Annotated in this window: 15 protein-coding genes; 13 read left to right on the forward strand and 2 right to left on the reverse strand. The window is 42.3% G+C overall.

Annotated elements, in window-relative coordinates; translation table 11 throughout:
• Positions 1-196: 196 nt before the first annotated feature.
• The 13 genes from ACIFSR_RS21905 to ACIFSR_RS21965 all read left to right on the forward strand — a co-directional run bounded on the left by ACIFSR_RS21905 (position 197) and on the right by ACIFSR_RS21965 (position 16,196).
• The gene (locus ACIFSR_RS21905; protein ID WP_430059944.1) at positions 197-4,972 is read left to right on the forward strand and encodes a phage tail tape measure protein; all 4,776 of its coding nucleotides are present in this window, start codon (positions 197-199) and stop codon (positions 4,970-4,972) included.
• Positions 4,969-5,523, forward strand: a complete 555-nt coding sequence (locus ACIFSR_RS21910) for a phage tail domain-containing protein (RefSeq protein WP_430059946.1) — start codon at positions 4,969-4,971, stop codon at positions 5,521-5,523. The genes ACIFSR_RS21905 and ACIFSR_RS21910 overlap by 4 nt, the downstream gene beginning before the upstream one ends.
• Before the next feature lie 14 nt (positions 5,524-5,537).
• A complete protein-coding gene (locus tag ACIFSR_RS21915; RefSeq protein ID WP_430059948.1) occupies positions 5,538-5,930 on the forward strand; it encodes a phage tail fiber protein in 393 nt (130 codons plus the stop codon).
• A 15-nt stretch (positions 5,931-5,945) separates the two neighbouring features.
• Positions 5,946-10,139 (forward strand): hypothetical protein, encoded by a 4,194-nt coding sequence (locus ACIFSR_RS21920; protein ID WP_430059949.1) that lies wholly within the window; start codon positions 5,946-5,948, stop codon positions 10,137-10,139.
• Between the two features lie 11 nt (positions 10,140-10,150).
• Complete coding sequence (locus tag ACIFSR_RS21925; RefSeq protein ID WP_430059951.1) at positions 10,151-10,495, forward strand: hypothetical protein; 345 nt, start codon at positions 10,151-10,153, stop codon at positions 10,493-10,495.
• A complete protein-coding gene (locus ACIFSR_RS21930) occupies positions 10,488-10,619 on the forward strand; it encodes an XkdX family protein (RefSeq protein WP_430059952.1) in 132 nt (43 codons plus the stop codon). The genes ACIFSR_RS21925 and ACIFSR_RS21930 overlap by 8 nt, the downstream gene beginning before the upstream one ends.
• Before the next feature lie 10 nt (positions 10,620-10,629).
• The gene (locus ACIFSR_RS21935) at positions 10,630-11,145 is read left to right on the forward strand and encodes a phage distal tail protein (RefSeq protein ID WP_430059954.1); all 516 of its coding nucleotides are present in this window, start codon (positions 10,630-10,632) and stop codon (positions 11,143-11,145) included.
• A 9-nt stretch (positions 11,146-11,154) separates the two neighbouring features.
• The gene (locus ACIFSR_RS21940; RefSeq protein ID WP_430059956.1) at positions 11,155-13,263 is read left to right on the forward strand and encodes a prophage endopeptidase tail family protein; all 2,109 of its coding nucleotides are present in this window, start codon (positions 11,155-11,157) and stop codon (positions 13,261-13,263) included.
• 41 nt (positions 13,264-13,304) lie between these two features.
• A complete protein-coding gene (locus ACIFSR_RS21945; RefSeq protein ID WP_430059958.1) occupies positions 13,305-13,838 on the forward strand; it encodes a hypothetical protein in 534 nt (177 codons plus the stop codon).
• A gap of 68 nt (positions 13,839-13,906) precedes the next feature.
• Positions 13,907-14,113 carry a hypothetical protein gene (locus ACIFSR_RS21950; RefSeq protein WP_430059960.1) on the forward strand — a complete coding sequence of 69 codons (207 nt, stop codon included), beginning with the start codon at positions 13,907-13,909 and terminating at the stop codon, positions 14,111-14,113.
• 60 nt (positions 14,114-14,173) lie between these two features.
• A complete protein-coding gene (locus ACIFSR_RS21955) occupies positions 14,174-14,665 on the forward strand; it encodes a phage holin family protein (protein WP_430059962.1) in 492 nt (163 codons plus the stop codon).
• Complete coding sequence (locus tag ACIFSR_RS21960; RefSeq protein ID WP_430059964.1) at positions 14,655-15,407, forward strand: peptidoglycan recognition protein family protein; 753 nt, start codon at positions 14,655-14,657, stop codon at positions 15,405-15,407. Before ACIFSR_RS21955 ends, ACIFSR_RS21960 begins: the two co-directional genes overlap by 11 nt.
• 99 nt (positions 15,408-15,506) lie before the next feature.
• Positions 15,507-16,196: a DNA-methyltransferase gene (locus ACIFSR_RS21965; protein ID WP_430059966.1), complete on the forward strand. Its 690-nt coding sequence runs from the start codon at positions 15,507-15,509 to the stop codon at positions 16,194-16,196.
• 130 nt (positions 16,197-16,326) lie between these two features.
• On the opposite strand, the gene ACIFSR_RS21970 is transcribed toward ACIFSR_RS21965, so the two are convergent.
• Together ACIFSR_RS21970 and ACIFSR_RS21975 are read right to left on the reverse strand one after the other, a co-directional pair.
• A complete protein-coding gene (locus ACIFSR_RS21970) occupies positions 16,327-17,406 on the reverse strand; it encodes an ImmA/IrrE family metallo-endopeptidase (protein WP_430059968.1) in 1,080 nt (359 codons plus the stop codon).
• Positions 17,390-18,007: a hypothetical protein gene (locus tag ACIFSR_RS21975; protein WP_430059970.1), complete on the reverse strand. Its 618-nt coding sequence runs from the start codon at positions 18,005-18,007 to the stop codon at positions 17,390-17,392. The genes ACIFSR_RS21970 and ACIFSR_RS21975 overlap by 17 nt, the downstream gene beginning before the upstream one ends.
• Positions 18,008-18,026: the final 19 nt, after the last annotated feature.

The raw sequence follows: 18,026 nt of genomic DNA on the forward strand, positions 1-18,026 counted from the left end.
CGATTTAAACGAAGAAATGAAAGAACAAATTCGTCTTCATGGTGGCACAATCGAAGAACCTAAAAAACTATCCAAATCAGGGATTTCAGAGATTCTTGGTTATTTTAATCGGTAAGGAAAAACCCTTACCAAATAAAACAAGCACATCATGCTCATGGTGTGCTTGTTTTATTTTTGAGAGATATGTGAGAGGGCGGTGAAAGAAATAGAAGCTTTAAATAAGGATGTTGTAGGCGCTAGTTTAAAACTAGACATAACCAAGATGACGCCAGCCTTTAAAGTCATTGACGGCGGCGCAAGAAAAAATGCAGAGTCGTTTAAGGTCCTAAATACAGAACTAGCCCAAACGGAAAAAAGTTATGTAAGTTTAGCGAAAGCAGCCGACAAAATCGCAATGAACTCTGATGAACGCCGACAGAAGATGATTGCAGAATCAAATGCCCTTGTTGCTCAGCGTAAAGCGCAAGCGGAACTATTAGCTGCCAAAACAGCAGCTCTTAACAAAACAAACCAAATCGTTGACGAAAAGCTTAAGGCGCAACAAGCCATAGTGAAAAAGCGAAGTGATGCAATCGAACAGCAAGAGCTCGAACACCAAAAGCGAATGCAAGTATTGCAAAACAGAGTGATATCAACCAGTGCTACATCTGCTAAATCAACGGGAACAGATGATACAACAAGGGAACGAGTGCTGCAGGCTGAGCACCGCATGCGCCGGCAGCTCGAAATTGAAGAACGATCGAATGTGCAACGAGTTACCTCTGATCGAGAACGATCTTTGCAATATGAGCAACGTGTACGAAGGGAAATAGCACGGCAAGAAGTCATGCAAGCTGAACAACTTAGACGTCTAAATAACCAAGGAATGCTCAATCGATCATCTCAATATATGTTGTCACAGACGATGTACTCAGCAGTCGTTAGAGGTGGGAATGAAGCAATTGCTGTCTTAAAGAACTTTGAGTATGAGCTTGTAAATGTGAAAAGGGTTATGGGCGACACAGCAGACGTTGCTTTTGTTAAGGAGTCTATGATCAATTCAGCAAAGGAATATGGTTACGCGTTGAAAGAAGCATCAAGCGTCTACACTCTTATCGCTCAAAGCGGATTTAACGAACGAGAAACAGAAGCTCTAACAACGACAGCTCTCATGGCGAAGAACGTAGAGCAGTCATTTCAAAGCGCCGCGCAAGCGCAAGAGTTAATGACAGGAGCCGTACTTAACTACGGTTTGGCAGCTGAGGATTCAGCGAGGCTATTGGATCGAATCAATGAGGTATCTAATAATTACCCGACGACTTCAAAAAAGATTCTCGAAGGTATGAACCGGGTTGGTGCAGCAGCTAAAAATGCAAAGGTACCTATTAACGAGCTTATTGGTTATCTCACTGTTCTAAATCAAGCGGGTTTTAGTGGAGCTAATGCTGGTAACGCCATTAAATCATTTATATCATTTTCGAGTCGTGACATTGCAATAGATAAGCTCGAAAAGTACGTAGGTGTCATTAAACAAGCAAATGGCGAAATGATGCCGTTCAGCGAGATCTTAAGTCGCATTTCCGTTAAATGGGACACACTTGCAGATTCACAGCGTCATGAAATTACACAAGCGATAGCCCGCGGTGACCAGGCGTCTAAATTTATTGCGTTGATGAACAACTACAGCAAAGTGATGGAGATTGCTGAAACGGCTGAGAACTCATTTGGATCTGCTCAGCGCGAGAATGCACTGGCTATGGAAACATTAGAAAAGAAGTCCCAACAACTTAAGGCAAATTGGGATCAACTTATCGTGACAATTGGCGATAGCGGCTTGCTTGGGGTGCTAAAAGCAGTTGTAGATACCTCTAAACTCTTGATTAATGGTTTTAATTCTATTCCTGGTCCGATCCGTAATACGTTAACAGCTACATTGTTGCTTGGCGCTGGAATCATGACCTTAAACACTGGCATGCGCCTTATGACAGGTCAGTCCATTGTATCCATGGTTACTGGGCTTGCGAGTGGAGCAAGAGCAATGCTTGGTATGTCGGCAGCTACAAATGCAGCTACTGTTGCACAACGTGGATTCATTGCTACACCTATAGGTATAGTATTGACTGGCATATCGCTTGCATTAGGCGCGGCAACTGTTGCATGGAGTGCTTTTAATGGTGTTCAAAATGAAGCAGTTGACACAACGAAACAAGCGGAGAGAGATGCTTATACTCTGACTGAAAAATACAAAGAACTTAAAACAGTAATCGATGATAACACGCAATCGGACAAGGAAATAACTGCTGCCAAAGCGGAATTGGCGAATGTCATTGAACGAATGAGCAAAGTCATGCCGGACATGATCTCACAATGGGATGAGAACGGGAAGGCAATCGATATTAACACCGAAAAAATAAAATCATTTGGGAAAGAGTATGCAGATGCTCTTCGAATGGTAGAGGAGGAAGAGTTAAGAAAGTCTAAAAAGTCAAGAGAAACACTTAAAAACGATTTGGATATTTTGATCGCATTTATGGATGCTCAAAAAGCAGGGAATAAAGAACTTGCAAAATCTCTTGCTGGTGATGTTGCCGATATAACTGGCCGTATTATTAATGCAAATAAAATTAATCCTAAAGTGGCCAAGGAAATTGTTGAAGTAAGCGAGCAGATTGGCGTACTAGACGAAAGAATAAAAAACAGCCAGCAATCGCTAGACGTTCTGAATGGTAAGTTGAACAACACAGCGGATGCAACGGATGAATTTAGACTAGCTATGACTGAATCTGCAAATGAAACAGAAATGGCCGAAGATGCCATTGTTGATGTTGGTAGTGCGATGGAAGATTTACAGAAAGCGATTGATAACAGCGGAACTGCTATAGCGGATTTAAACCAGTTATTAGCTGATCTAGCTAGTGGGCAGTCGCTCAATGCTCAGAGTGCAGCTGATTTAATCACTCAGTACCCACAATTGGCTGACAAAATCTATCAAACAGTAGATGGTTGGTCCTTTGAAGAGAGTGCTGTTAAATCTGTCAGACAAGCAAAACTGGAATTGCTTGAAACGTCAAGGTTTGCACAGGCTGGAATTACTGCTTCTATGTATAGCGGACTTCAATCGAGGCTTGAGTATTATGGTATCGAACTAGATTCAATCAGTAGCCTTGCAGAAGCGCAATCTGCGATGGAACAAATGACAAAAGGCATCGGGGTACACTCACTATATGTGCCAGAAAGTGTTACCCAATTAGCTAAAATCGTTGCTATCCGAGAAAAATTCAGCAAATTAAGTGCTGATCCGAGCTATGGAGTCCAGTCAACGAAAGAGAAAGCGCCATCGAGTAGCAAAAAAGAAGAAGATCCACTCGCTAAAGCTTTTGCAGCTTCTCAGAAATATATTGAGCATCAAAAGGCTATGGGACGCTTATCTACTCAGGCGGAGCTATCAGCGTGGGAGCGAGTGCAGTCCCAATATATTAAAGGCTCCGATCAACGTATGGCTGCCGACGAAAAAGTATACGCCCTCAAATTGCAACTAATCGAGGAAGCTAAAAAGAAAGAGCAAGATTCTTACAATGCGTCATCAAATTGGATTTCCCATCAGAAGGGAATTCGTGAAGTATCAGCTAAGGAAGAGTTGGCATGGCTGGAGCGCGTACAGAGTCACTATAAAAAAGGTTCTGAAATTCGGCTGAGATTGGACGAACAGGTTTACGCAGCAAAGAAAGCCGCGATGCGTGAGACAATGGCTTTGTCAGAGTCCTTTATTGCACATGAAAAGGCTATGGGTAGGCTATCTCTTGAAGAGGAGCTGAAAGCATGGGAGCGGGTGCAAGCACGTTACCTGAAAGGCACAGAGGAGCGGAAGCGGTCTGACGAGCAAGTCTATGCCCTTAAGAAACAGCTTATTGATAAAGAAACCGCTGATACCACAAAGCTCATAGGAATCCAAGACAAAGCGCTTGAAAAGGCTAAGAAGGACAATATACAGCGGATCAACGATGAGAAGGACGCTTTCATAGCAGCTCAAGATGAAAAGATTAAAACGATCGATGCCGTTATTGCCTCCATGAAAGAGCAGAACGCCGATGACGATTATGAAGCCCAGTTAGCCGAAAAGCGAGCTAGGCTATTATTGCTGCAGTCGGCTGTTGGTCCTGAAGGAATCAAAGAGCGCGAGGATTTAATCAAGGAAATCGCAAAGATGGAGCTGGATCGCGGTCGCGAACTAGCCATACGAAGCTTAGAAGCGGACAAGAAGAAGTTAGAGGAAGAGAAGGCCATTAAAGTTGCAGCGTATGAGGATCAAGTTAAAACGCTTGAAACACATTATGATGCTTTGATTAGTGCCTTTAAGGATTTCTCGGACGATACCATAAAGCAATCGGATACTTTGAAACAAATACAGATTTTAAAAGAATCTGAAAAGAATGCCGAGATCCTAACCCAGCTTGACGCCTTTATTACGGCCTATCAATCAAAAATGAGTAAGATAAGCAGCATCTCCATGTCACAAGAAGAACGAGACCTACAAGAATACAACAACAATAAAGACTTGTGGGATGCTGCCAAAGCCAGCGGTGATAAATCAAAAATGGCTAGCCTAGCAGCTCGCAACAAAGAGATACGTGATTTGTATAACGTCAAGCAAGATACAGGCAAGCTTCAACACTTCTCAGAAGGTGGCGCCGTGCTTGGTAATCGCGGAGCAGCTGTTCCAGTAATCGCACATGCAGGCGAGCTTATCTTTAATGAAAGGCAACAAAGCAATTTATTCAAACTTTTGAATTTTGCGATGCCGAACCTTTCCTACAGCATGCCAAGCTTTTCAATGGCTTCTGGTTCATCTGAATCCGTTGTGAACCATAATTACTACACCGTTTCCCATACGGGCGATGTTAACATTGATGATTCTTCCACAGCTAAGACGTACTGGACGGAGCGGGACAATGTGGTTCGGAGATTTCAGTCGCGAGGAGGCAAATCAAGATGATTGAAGCATATGTTGATGGCATCCCGTGGTCATCTCTTGGCATTGGGATTAAGAGGAGGGATATACCTCCTCTACCTGAAACAAGGGATTACACGGTACAAATAGCCGGCAGAGATGGTGATGTGGATTTTGGATCGGAATACGGTTCAAGGATCATTGAACATGAATGTATATTGATGGCCGATGATGCGACGCTGGATTATCAAGCGAAGGTCAGAGAAATTGCTCGCATATTTGATGCTAAGCGCGGAGATCGCACCATAACGTATAGCGACCTACCAGGTAAAAGATATCGAGCGCGATACGCCGGAACATTATCCATAGAGAAAATAATCTATGATGGCATGTTCCAACTGCCGCTTAAGATGCACAATCCCTTTCCAGAAAGTGACGAGGAAAATATAGAGGAGCTTCTGATTTCACAATCACCTCATACGATAACCATTGAATCGGACGGCGATCTAAGCGCTAGTCCGATTTTTGTTTTAACGAATATCGGTAGTAATACCATTAACGGATTCATGATCAAAAACGAATACAAACTTGAATAGGAGCTGAACCCACCATGGCTATATCCAATTATCAAGCAGCACGAAATCTTAATGCATTGCGGGGCGTTTCTTTTACGCCTCCCAACGCATTGTATCTCGCACTCTATACATCAAGTCCCACAGCAGCAAATACAGGTGCAGAGGTAAATGGAGGAGCATATGCAAGGCAGCTTATCACCTTGTCAGCAGCTGCTTTAGACGGCGGCAAGATGACGGTTAAACTGATGGCAGATGCGCCTTACCCTGTAGCTACAGCGAATTGGGGGCTAGTTACACATGTCGGCGTACTGGACGCGGCAACAGGAGGTAACTTGTTACATTTTAATGAAATTGATCCAAGGACCATACAAACTAACGATCGATTTATTGCCGAGGCTAACAAGATTTTAATTAGATATGCGCAATAGAGAGGAGGACACAAAATGCCAAATTTACTTCCGATGTATCCAGGCGTTGCAAATAGTTATCAAACGGAGCTGTCAGCTGCTATCAATGCCAGCGTAACAACAATACCTTTGCAGAGCGTAGCAGTTTCGATCCTTCCTGATGCACCGAACATTGCAGTTATTGGTGTGGATGAGACAGCGGAGACAATTCTTTATACAGGTAAAACCGGAAATTCCCTTACAGGTGTAACGCGGGGGTACAACGGCACAACAGCGAGAAGTTGGCCGACAGGGGCAAAGGTAGCTCGCATGTTTACAGCAGCAGATTGGGATGCTGCAAGACAGAATATAGATACACTAAATGCCATGCAGTCTGAAGCTGCATCCATCCCTGAGACAATTAAACGAGGGTCTAATGTTATCAATACGTCTCAAGCAAGTGGGGCAAATATTTCAATTAATGGTCGAACTCTAGTTAATTTACTTGGTCGTGATGGTAATTTTGAGAACGACACGAACGGCGACGGTGTGGCTGATGGATGGGCTAAAGTCGGGGTGGGGATATTTACTTTAGAACCTACCAGTAATTATGGTACTAAATCACAAAGGATAACATCGCAATCATCTGACACAACCTATAGGGCGTTATCTAGGAGTTCGGATTACAACACAGTGAAAAGCGCACCGGCAGGAACGAATTTTCTAGCACTAGTTGATCTTACTGTAAATGGTGCTCCGGGCGAACTACGCGTACAACATAGCGGGATACAGAGCAATGCACAGTCTAGTACGTCTAAGACCTTGTATGTAAAAGTGAAAACTACCGTGACAGCTGATTTGTGGGTGAACTTGTACAATAATGCCGCAAATGGGGTGGTGGGATGGGTTCAATATGACGGGTTGCGACTATACGAAATTTCAGCAGCGGAGTACGCGAAAATCGACGTAGATCCAGAATACACAGGTGAGAAGCTTGCAGAGAAATTCCCTTATGTGGACAGCGTGAAACATTTGCGCAATCCGGCTATTCGGAAGAAGGGTAAGAACCTATTGCCGCCGCTTACGCAATGGATCGTGCATGCAAATTCGGTTGTGACGGAGCCTTACAAGTTGACGTTGAATGCTACAGCTAACTACCAATACAGCACCATATTTATTCCTGTATTGCCGCTTACTACGTACACGATTAATCTAGGTAACGTTGCGGGTCAATTTAACAATATTGTAGAGCGAAACGCAGCATTAGCGACTATCACGTTTTTTCAAGGTAACCCAGCTACAACAAACAGAACATTTACCACATCGGCGACTACAGCTTTCTTGGATGTACAGATTGCGTCTAGCAGTTTAGGTACGTTCACATTTGCAAACCCGCAACTAGAACTAGGCAACGTCGCAACCCAATTCGAACCACAGAACGACGATTACTTATACTTGCCGACCGTCCTTGCTTCTAACATTGACGGTAGCGTTAAGGATACGTACAACGACGCATTAGGGACAGTTACGCGGAGATGGAGAACAGGCGTTGTATTAGATGGCTCGTTATCGTGGACTTATGTCGATGGTAGCGGATTGAAAAGATACGTCGCGCCCGGCGCATCGTTATCAAAGAATAGCTCGCTGACGAAGTACGACGGCAAGATATTGTCATACGCCGACGCTGCAACATTGTTTAATGCGCCCGTAGTGGACACATACGGATCGGTAGCCAATGATAGATACGACCTCATAATTTCAGACAATGAAACAGGATTTGATGACGCATATACGCCGACTACACAGGAGATACAAGCCTTCTTCAACGGCTGGCAGATCAATAACGGAAATGTAGGTACTAAATATTTAGTGGGGCCTAGAAAGTGGACACCTTTGGTTAGTCCGAAAGCGGACTTCGAGGGAAAAATCGCGGGAAGCACTGTGGAAAATCCGCACAGCGTAGTACACGGTTATAGTCCTACATTATTGCCTCCTAACTCTTCATCCTGGAGCGCGGAGATTCAAGCTAATTTGGATAAAGTTAAATCGTTAGACGGGATTGTATATAACCCTTCTAATGGAAATACAAATATAGCGCAAATGAAGTTTTCGAAAAACCTAATCGAGCATGTAATTCGTAAACATGGTTCATGGTTGTTTGGTTCAGCCGTAACGGTTTCCGAGCGCGTGGCGTGGCTTAAAGCTAATGTGTCCAAGTTACTTGCAAATGCTTATATTTTTGGTAGTGGTCCAGCAGGGAATAAAGCGTATTTCGCGCTGTGGCAAGCGGGCAATGGAACGCCGGGTTGGGGTACAGCTAATACTAATACAGGCAGCATTTCGACTAAAACGAGCATCCAGACGAATGGTTCGCACATTGATGCGAATGGATTCATTCATTTTGTGGCCTACGCCGACGCAGCGGGGCTTCTGCTGAACCCAACCGTTGCGCCTATAGTCACGGCGACGGGTAGCGGGAGCCAACTAGCAGCTGGGACTTATTATGTATCCTATAGATGGGTGAATGCGGCAGGTAGCACGTTATGTTCCTCTGAGGTTCCTATAACTATTACCGCGGGACAACAAATAAACGTAACAACACCTGCAACCCCTCTAGATAAGGGGGTTACTGGCACGACCGTACACATAGGTACTAGCGCAAACATAGGAGCGCAACAAGGTTATACAAACAATATTACAGGGGCTTATACACAAACAGTTGCTTTAGTCGCTACGATAGGTAGACCATCCGATAACAATTTAGTTGTTCCATCAACGATCAATACAGACTATTTCGAGCTTGACGTTGAACTAAATGTTGGCGTTCTACCTACTGCAAAATCACTATCGTACACACCGTACATGTTAGATTATCAGCTTGCGACGTCGGTAGAAGAAACGATTGTAGCTGAGGGTTCAATCGGGCTGCAAGCTGGAGGTAATCAAATCGTGCTGCTTGAGGGAGTTGTTATTCGAGAGAAAGCAAATCCAATCTTAAACAGCGGAGTTTATTATATAAATGCGAATGCTTTTCCGGCTTCGTGGTTTAAAAATAAAGCTGAAATGATCATGAGTGTTTATAAAAATGGAGTTGTCGATAGCAAAGCAAAGTACCCGAATCCGAGCGGTGGATACGGCAATGTAACTGCTCAAATACAAATTTTAGAGGCGGATTTTGATGCTACCGCAGAATACACCGTCACCTATCTGCCGCTAGATAAGTACAAAATGACAACAAACATCATTGATACAACCCTAACCTACCAAAGCACTTTAGGTGGTACGGTTGCTAAAAACACTCAGGACATTACGGATATTAAAACAAAAGATAGCGTACAAGACTGGCGTCTTATGCTTGATGAAGCCTACGCTGCCAATACACGCTATGATTTGAATACACATCGAACAGCTGAAACGCTAGATCATCCAGACGGTTCAGTTACTGATGCAAAAATAGGTAATCGAACGATTGACGATATGGTAGCAGCTGCCGCAGGGCCTGATACGCCTACAAGATTATGGAGTAAACTCGCAAATATGGTCAAGGCCATAACAGGGAAAGACAATTGGTTCACGCGGCCAGCAACAACGCTAGAAGCAACAAGCCTGCATATCGCGGCATCAACTGGTATACATGGAGCAACGAGCGCAGCAACTGCAAATGCCCTTATGCAACGTGACGCAAACGGACGTACTAAAACAGCAGCTCCGAGCGCCAATGATGATGTAGTTAATAAAGCTTATGCAGACTTAAAACTCGCTTTGGCTGGCGGTTCGATGACTGGAGATATAACATTCGAAAACGGAACATCTCCTCATGCTGCTGGAATAAGATTTGGAGACGGAACCGGCTGGCGATATCCATTTAAGCGTAAAGACGGTACAGTCGTAGCCACTCTTCGCGACGATGGAGAAATGTTCTTAGCGCTTGGGAGTCAACAAGTGTACCATGCTGGATACATGCCATTCATTGTAGGAACATATATGGGTGATGGGACAATGGGTCGCGATGTAGAACTTCCTTTTAAAGCGAGCTATGTAACTGTGTTTGCTAGAAGCGCTGCTCCCACTATCGAACAACTAGCCATTCATATGGCATCAAACAGTTATACAGCATCGAGTATTTCGGGTGGTTCACCTCTTTCAGTGTTCAACCTATCACCAAAGTTTAGTGTTTCATACGTAAGTACGCTAGGGTATCCAAAAACTAATGAGTCCGGCAAAGTCTATTTTTATATTGCATACAGATAAGGAGGATGAACATGTTAGCAGTTCATAGAAATGGAAGTTACGATTTAGCTGATTGGATAACAGAAGATATGTATCCAAACAGCTATAAAATCGATGAAAAAACGCCAGATGGCGCAATAATCTTTCAAAAGTTAAATGAACACGCGCCGTATCTCACGCTTGTAGCTGAGGACGGTGTTTTGATAGACGTCATTGCTAGGAGCGCGACTCCAGAGGAAGAGGCAGCTGCGAATGCGCCTCTTCCTAAGACTGATGAACAGTTACTTATTGAACAATTATTAAATCAGATAGCAGCACAGCAAACAGCAATCGACACACTGGTTATGGATGCACTAGGGGGTGTAAGCAGTGTTTGAATCCATTAAGCGATTATGGGATACTCAAAAAATAGACGAGCCTGCATTGCGAAAAGCTGTGGCCGTGAAAGGTTGGATCTCGCAAGAGCAATACAAAGAAATATCCGGCAAGGACTATGAGTAGGAGGTAATCTATGTTCGGAGGAGCATTTAACCGCACTCCATTTAATCGATCGATCTCCGTTAATGTATATGGTCGATCAATCATGGAGTCTTCAACCGAAATGTCAGCAAGCTTAATCCGGCAGATAAAAACGAGTACAACGATGGAGACGCTGTCCGCAATGGAGGCGTCTTTTTTGCGGGCTATTACTGCAGCTGCTGAGATGAAAATCATTACAGAGTTTGAATCATCGTTCATACGTAACATCATAAGCGGCGGTGCTGTTATGTCTGCCATATCAGAAATGATTGCAGCAGGTAGCAGGTACCACGTGGAATATATCGAGATTGCTGGAGCGTTTGCTCCTGGTGACCGAATAGTTATCGATGCTCAAAAACTTAAGGTAACGAAAAACGGAGTGATTACCGGGTATAACGGTGATTTCTTCGACTTTCACCCAGAGAGTAATAAAATCACATACACCGATCCGGCATCGGGTCGATCGGTTCAAATGAGGTTAACATTCCGAGATAAATATTTATATTGAGGTGATGGCTTGAAAAGACTGGCTCTATACGACAAAAACCTAAATCACTTAGGGGCGGTTGCTGATGCAACAGAAATTGAACGCCGCCGCCGTATCAATAGTGATTATGAGCTATCTTTCCTTTTGCCCATGTCCAGCGAGGATTTTGATATCATCCCGATAAAAGGACACGTCAAAGATGATCGCGGGCAATATTATGTCATTAACGAGCGGGCTAGAAAAAGGGAAGGCGTAAAACGTATGGTTGAATATGTTTGTTCGCATATCATGTTCAAGCTCGCTGATTTCAAATTCCCTTATTCGTCTTATATCGCTGAAGCGTTCGGCGTTAATATCTCAACCCTGTTAAACGCTGTTTCAGCTGCTACAGGTGGTAAATTCACATTTGTTATTGATGACACATTTGACCTAAAAGATATTAAAGATTTTGGAAGGGGGGATTGCCTGCAGGCGCTTAATAAGATCATCAACACATATGGCTGCGAGATCGAACCGGATAATTTTGTGATTCACATAAAAAAACAAATCGGTATGAATCGGGGTTATCAAGCGCGTCTGAAGAAGAACATTATCAACATTAACTTTAAGGACAGCGCAAGTACGCTTGTAACGCGCTTATTTAGTGAGATGAAAGACGGCAGGACGTTCATCGGTCTTCCAGCATCAAATCTAACGAGTGAAGAGTACGCCTTATTAAATGCAGTGCCAGGCGCGATTGTTGGTGGAGTGATTAAGGTGAACTACCTAATTTCTCCTTATGCAGCTTATTGGTCCAACACCACTAATACCTATTTCGATGGGGAGTATATTAATCAGGAAATCGAGGACCCGATCGAGCTTCTTAAGGCTGTACGTAAGTCGATGAGAGAACGAGAGGTTCCCGCTATTGATGTTCCTATTAATGTAGCTGACTTGCACAGAATCGATCAGGAGGAGCCGGAGGTTTTTTTAGGAGATACAATTAAAACGTTTGATGCAGAAATGCAAGTAAACGGAATTGAAGCAAGGGTAATTGAATTAAAGGAACCATTGTTTAATCCTGCCAAACAACCCGATATGGTACTAGCCAACTATCTCTTACGGGACTATGAGGATATTCTTGCAGACTTAAATGATTCGAAAAAGATTGTAGACAATATCATGAGCGGAGGAAAAGTAAGGACGGAAGTGTTTGAAAACTTCGCAGCTCAAGCCGTATATGATATTAACAATAGCAAGTCAGAAGTCATTTATGATGAACGAGGAATCGTTCTACGAAGTAAGTTTATTCCGAATGACCAGGTTGTCATTTCATCTAAGGGGTTATATGTTACCCGTGACGGCGGTAAGACTGCGGAAGCGGCGATAACTGCAGCGGGAATTATGGCGCCGAAGGTAATAGGGACGCTAGGTAATTTTGTGGATATGGAAATCGGGATCGGTAACAATGTCTTTAAAGCGAACCAAGCAGGCATTCATCTAGGTCATCAAGATTTCGGCAGCTCTCCATTTCGGGTAAATATGGCAGGGGAATTGTTAGCTAGTAAAGCTACAATAGCCGGTGATATCCATGCAACAAGTGGATCGTTTTCAGGGAATATATCAGCATATGGAACTATAACTGGTGGAACGATGACAGGGGCAAAGATACAAACGAGGGATTCAGGCATTTACCCAAGAAGCGAGATGTCGAATACAGGTAATTTGTTTGGAGTTTATCAAAATGCTAGCAATTATGCATTGTTTACTTCGGTAAGGGGTTTTGGTTCAAATCCTGCTCCAGCGTTAGTGATGAATCAGGGTAATGCGAATTTAGCTATTGGTCACGGAGTAGCTTCACTGGCAGGAATGGGGATTTTGGCAAATAGCGATTTTGAAATACAGGCAAGTGGTGGTATCTATCTTTCCAATAAAACGAACTTAAATAATTGGTCACAGCTGAATAACATGGAAACAAATCGCACACTTCAGCAAGACCTCAATGCTAAAGCGATATCAGGTATTTCTACAGGTTTATCAGGTGGACACAATCACGGTATCCCTGATGGAACAAGGCTTGCAATTGTTAATAGTCAAGGTGAAGTCACTGGAAGTGTTTTTTGGTCTGTAGCAGCTAGTCATAGCCATGCCCAAAACTGAGTGTTATACTAAACTCAAAAATTGGGAGAAGAGGTCGAATAATGAAAAAAGTTGTTATATCCTTTGTAGCAGGGGCGCTACTTATGGCATCAGGACAAGTGTTGGCTGATAGTATTTCGAAAATTGGTAAAAAAATTGAAGGTGAAGCGCTTGTTGTAGTTAATGGACAAAAACTGAGTAGTGCTGTGATATCTGAAGGGAAAAGTTATGCGCCTGTACGAGATATATCCGAAGCACTAGGCGCGAAAGCAACATACAAAAAAGGTGTGATTAATATTGAAACATCGTTGCCGGATGATGGACAAGTTGAGAAGTTAAGGGCGTTGAAGGTAGATAAATCATATACAGAAAAGAAAATAGCGGAATTAGAACTTAGTATCCGCACACTTGAAACTGAGACCATCCCATTCCGAGAAGAACGTGGCATTGATAGTGTTACTGGTGAATTACGGCCTGATTCTCTAATAGTTATTAATGAATTAAAGGCAAGTGCGGAAAAAATGAAAGTGGAGTTAAATGAACTTAAAATAAAACTTGTAAGTATAAATAAACAAATTAATGAATTAGAAAAGTGAATTAATATTACTTAAAACTTACCCTCGATACTCATCGGGGGTTATTTTAATTAAAGGAGTCGTATCAAATGGCTGATATTAAAAAGAAGCTTGAATTGGTTGTAGATGTAGATAATCCGGTTGAAGAAATCAAGGAATGTATCATCGCCATTTCAATGTTCCATGGTTCTCAACAAGTAAACATTTTAAGGGAAATTGAAATGTGGCTCGGCAAAACTATTGAGGGCGCAGAATCCAAAAAACAAAATCAAGAATCTTCACAAGGACCTGAGTAATCAGGTCCTTTTCTTATCTTGGTAAGATAAATAAACAGAAAATTAAGGGGATGAACATCAATGTTTAAACAATGGCTATCAGTAGATGTAACGGAAGGTAGAGCAATTGCAGCAATAATAGGAGCTGCAATTGCTCCATGGGTCTCTTTGATCTATGGGAATGGTCGGTTAATACCGATTGTGCTCTTAATTGTTGTCATCGCTTTGGACTGGATAACAGGCATTTCGGCGGCACTAAAAGATAAAACATTTTCAAGCGAGTATGGATTACGGCAGGGTGTACCGCGTACCCTGTTTCTTTTCGCACTGCCAGCGCTCGCTAATCTTTTGGATGCAATGCTTGGCGTACCTGGTTTACTGTTTTATGCGATTACGCTCGGTATCATATATCATACTTGGCAATCGTTAACGGCGAACGCTTATCGTGCCGGTTGGGGTAAATGGATACCACAATCTGTCATGTCTCATATTGAGTCGGAGCTTAAAAATAAAGTGGATCGTGCTAGCAAAAACAAATCTGAATTCAAAGGAGGAAATGAGAATGTCAATTAATTACGTAAAAGATCACATACCCAAAGGGACGGCTAATAACCGCCGTCCAGCGCTTTTGATGGCAGCAACCTCTATAACTATTCACAACACAGGGAATCCGACAAGCACAGCGAGAAATGAAAGGTCGTGGCTCACGAACCCGACCAATACCCGGACCGCATCTTATCATCTTGTTGTGGACGAGCGTGAGGTCATTGAGTGTTTGCCGCTGAATGAGAATGCTTGGCATGCGGGCGATGGGAGCAACGCTGCAAGTGGCAACAGAACGTCGATTAGCATTGAGATTTGTGAGAGTGGAGACTATTCCAAATCTCTGAGTAACGCAGTAGAGTTGGCTGCGAAACTGCTGAAGCAGTACGGTTGGGGCGTGGATCGGCTACGTCGGCATTATGACTGGAGCGGTAAGATTTGTCCTCGACTAATGTATAGCAACGGTACATGGGCAGGGTGGACGGAGTTTAAATCAAGAGTTGCGGCAAAACTGCAGCCTATTAAAGAGGAGGATCAACCAATGACAGCATCAGAAAAAAAGGCATATGAGGATTTGGCGAAATTAGTTAAAGAGCAAGAAAAACACCTTGAGGAACTTGTGGAATCAAAGCGCCTTGTGCCAGCTCCTCCATGGTTTGGTGAAGAGTTCATGTATATTGATTTAGGCAGTATTATTCACGATCCTAAATTCACTGCTGAAGGCTGGCGCACTCTAGCAGTATCATTGCGTGCTATTCATAAAAATAAGTAGGTAGATACCTATACTAAGATTTAAAAATTAAAACATCAGCATTCGGCTGGTGTTTTTTTTTACCCATAAAAAGAACATACGTTCGATAGGAGAAGAGAAATGATTTATAATATGGATTGTATAGAAGGTTCAAAGAAGTACATTAAAGATGAGAGTATAGATTTGATTGTTACTGACCCGCCTTATAATTTGGGTTTTGGAGGCACGACTCAAACAAAATCAAAAAAACCACGTTTTTCAATTATTGCAAACGATAACTTGTCAGATCGTAACTATCAAAGATTTACTTTTCAATGGCTGCGTGAAGCTCATCGAATCTTAAAGCCAGGGCATCATATTTACGTTTTTATTGATTGGCGTATGTACCCTCAATTGGCATTGTGGATGAGGCGTTGTGGATTTGTTATAAAAAACTGCATTGTTTGGGACAAAGTGCATATGGGAATGGGGCATCAATATCGTTTCCGCCATGAGTTTATTATATTTGCTGTAAAGGGTGACGGTAAGGCAAGAAGGATTCCAACACGTTCAACTACAGACATTTGGAGCATTCCAAGGATTTCTGGGAATAAAACCGTTCATCCAACTGAAAAGCCAGCTTTGCTAATGGATGATATTATTTTGAACAGTAGTTTTGAAGGAGAGACAATTGCCGATTTCTTTGTGGGCTCAGGTCCGGTGCCTGTTGCTGCTAAACAGTTGGGACGTGAAGTAATTGGATTTGAACTAGACCAAGCATATTTCGAAATTACAAATGCGAGATTAGATAAAGTTTATCTTTCTGAGTAAAACAAGTTCCTACCAAAGCTATCTTCTATTGTAAGCACAATGGGGCTATGTTAATCAGTAGCCACTTAGAGTGGATAAACCTCGAAAAAAAGAAGAGCCGCTTTCCAGAAGGTTAGCGGCTTTATCTGTATTATTTAACTCTTCGCAAGTGAGAGGACGAGATAGGATAGTAATATGATGCTTCAACCTCATTCAACTTTAAGACCTCACAAATGTCTTTTTGAGTATATTTAAAATCATTTTGATAAACGCCGATTACTTCTTCCAGTGTTAAAGGAGTTTCTAAAGGAACATCAAGCTCGACAGGCTCTCTTGTGCGATATCCAGCCTGACCCATCTGCATCCAAAAATGGCGGTATTGTCTATCAGCTAATTTTCCTAGATCACGTGAACGAACTAAAAGAGCAGCCATTGATACTTTCCAGTAAGGCTTTAATGTGGCAAGCTTTTTTAAGTTGATATCAACTAACTGAGAAGAAATTTCTGATTTTGGCATTAAGAACTCAGATGCGAACCTATCTGCCTGTTCCTCGATATCTGTATCTTCACTAGGTGGTTTTCTATGCATAACTAAATGTCCAATTTCATGCGCTAGGGTAAACCTAATTCGGTCCATCGGCCTATCAAAATTCGTGAATACCAACGGTGGAGATCCGGGATGTGATAAGCATATGGCATCAACATTTGCACCTTCGAAATCAAATGGAATAACAATGCCTCCGGCTTCTTCGATGATATCCACAATATTTTGTATAGGTCCTCTTTGTAATTTCCAAGAAGCTCTCATGGTTTGTGCGATTTGTTCGACATTACCGTTATATTGATCGGGGTCCATATAAGGGAAATCATCTCCACCAATTTCCACCGAGCGTAAAAGATTGAATATTTCCATCCTTCTTATTTCTAATCGAGCATATATTTTTGAAAGAACCTTTTGAGGCACGGCTTGTTTTTTTCTGTGGAAAAATTCACTCAAACCTACACCATATGTCTTTTCATTTCTGGAGAAGAAAGAGATGGGGTAATTTAGAAGTTGAGAAAATAAATTAATCTCCTCTTCGTTTACAGGTAACAATCCATTCTCAATTTTAGATAACTTACCTTGAGAAATACCCAATTGTTTTGACATTTCATTCTGACTAATTCCACGCGATTCCCTACCAATGATAAATAGTTGTGGATTATACTCGTTGTTAAGAATTGATTGCATTTTCATCACCCACTGTTGCAGTAATTCCTTTCGCTTTAACTGTTCTTTTTCTTGTTGTGGAAATAGTTGCAGAAACAGGGAACAATTCAGGTTCTGCGATGTCGACCCCGGTCAATGGTATACTCCAAACATTAACGTTTCCGTATCGGTAAGTAATATATACATCCTTGACTTCGGTCCCTAAAGCGTTCATAACATAACCTACATGCAATAATCCGTTTGGAACAAGATTTTCTATTTCTAATTGAACAGTATCTTGGAGGTTAAAAGCTCTCAGTTGTTTCGTGTTAATGCCGGATGACAAAAGGTTATTATTAAACTTTTTGAATCGGAGTACAACGATACCTTTCACAGATAAAGTGAATATACCGCGTTTTTTTGAAGCATGAAACCCAGTCTCATTTTCAAATTCACTTCTTATAGCTTCTGTAATGTGATCGTGGCACAATGAAGCTGAAGACCTAGGGGAATGCTTGTGTCTTACATTTATGTAATCTGGACCTGTATAATAACCATTTACGGCATCGAAAATACATTTCCTTAATCTTATAAGATAAGGTTCTAGTATATCATTAGCCTGTTCCTTACTCATTGGCTCCATTGTTTCAACCTCATTTCAG

Source organism: Paenibacillus sp. NRS-1760, assembly GCF_050467785.1.
Lineage (GTDB): Bacteria > Bacillota > Bacilli > Paenibacillales > Paenibacillaceae > Pristimantibacillus.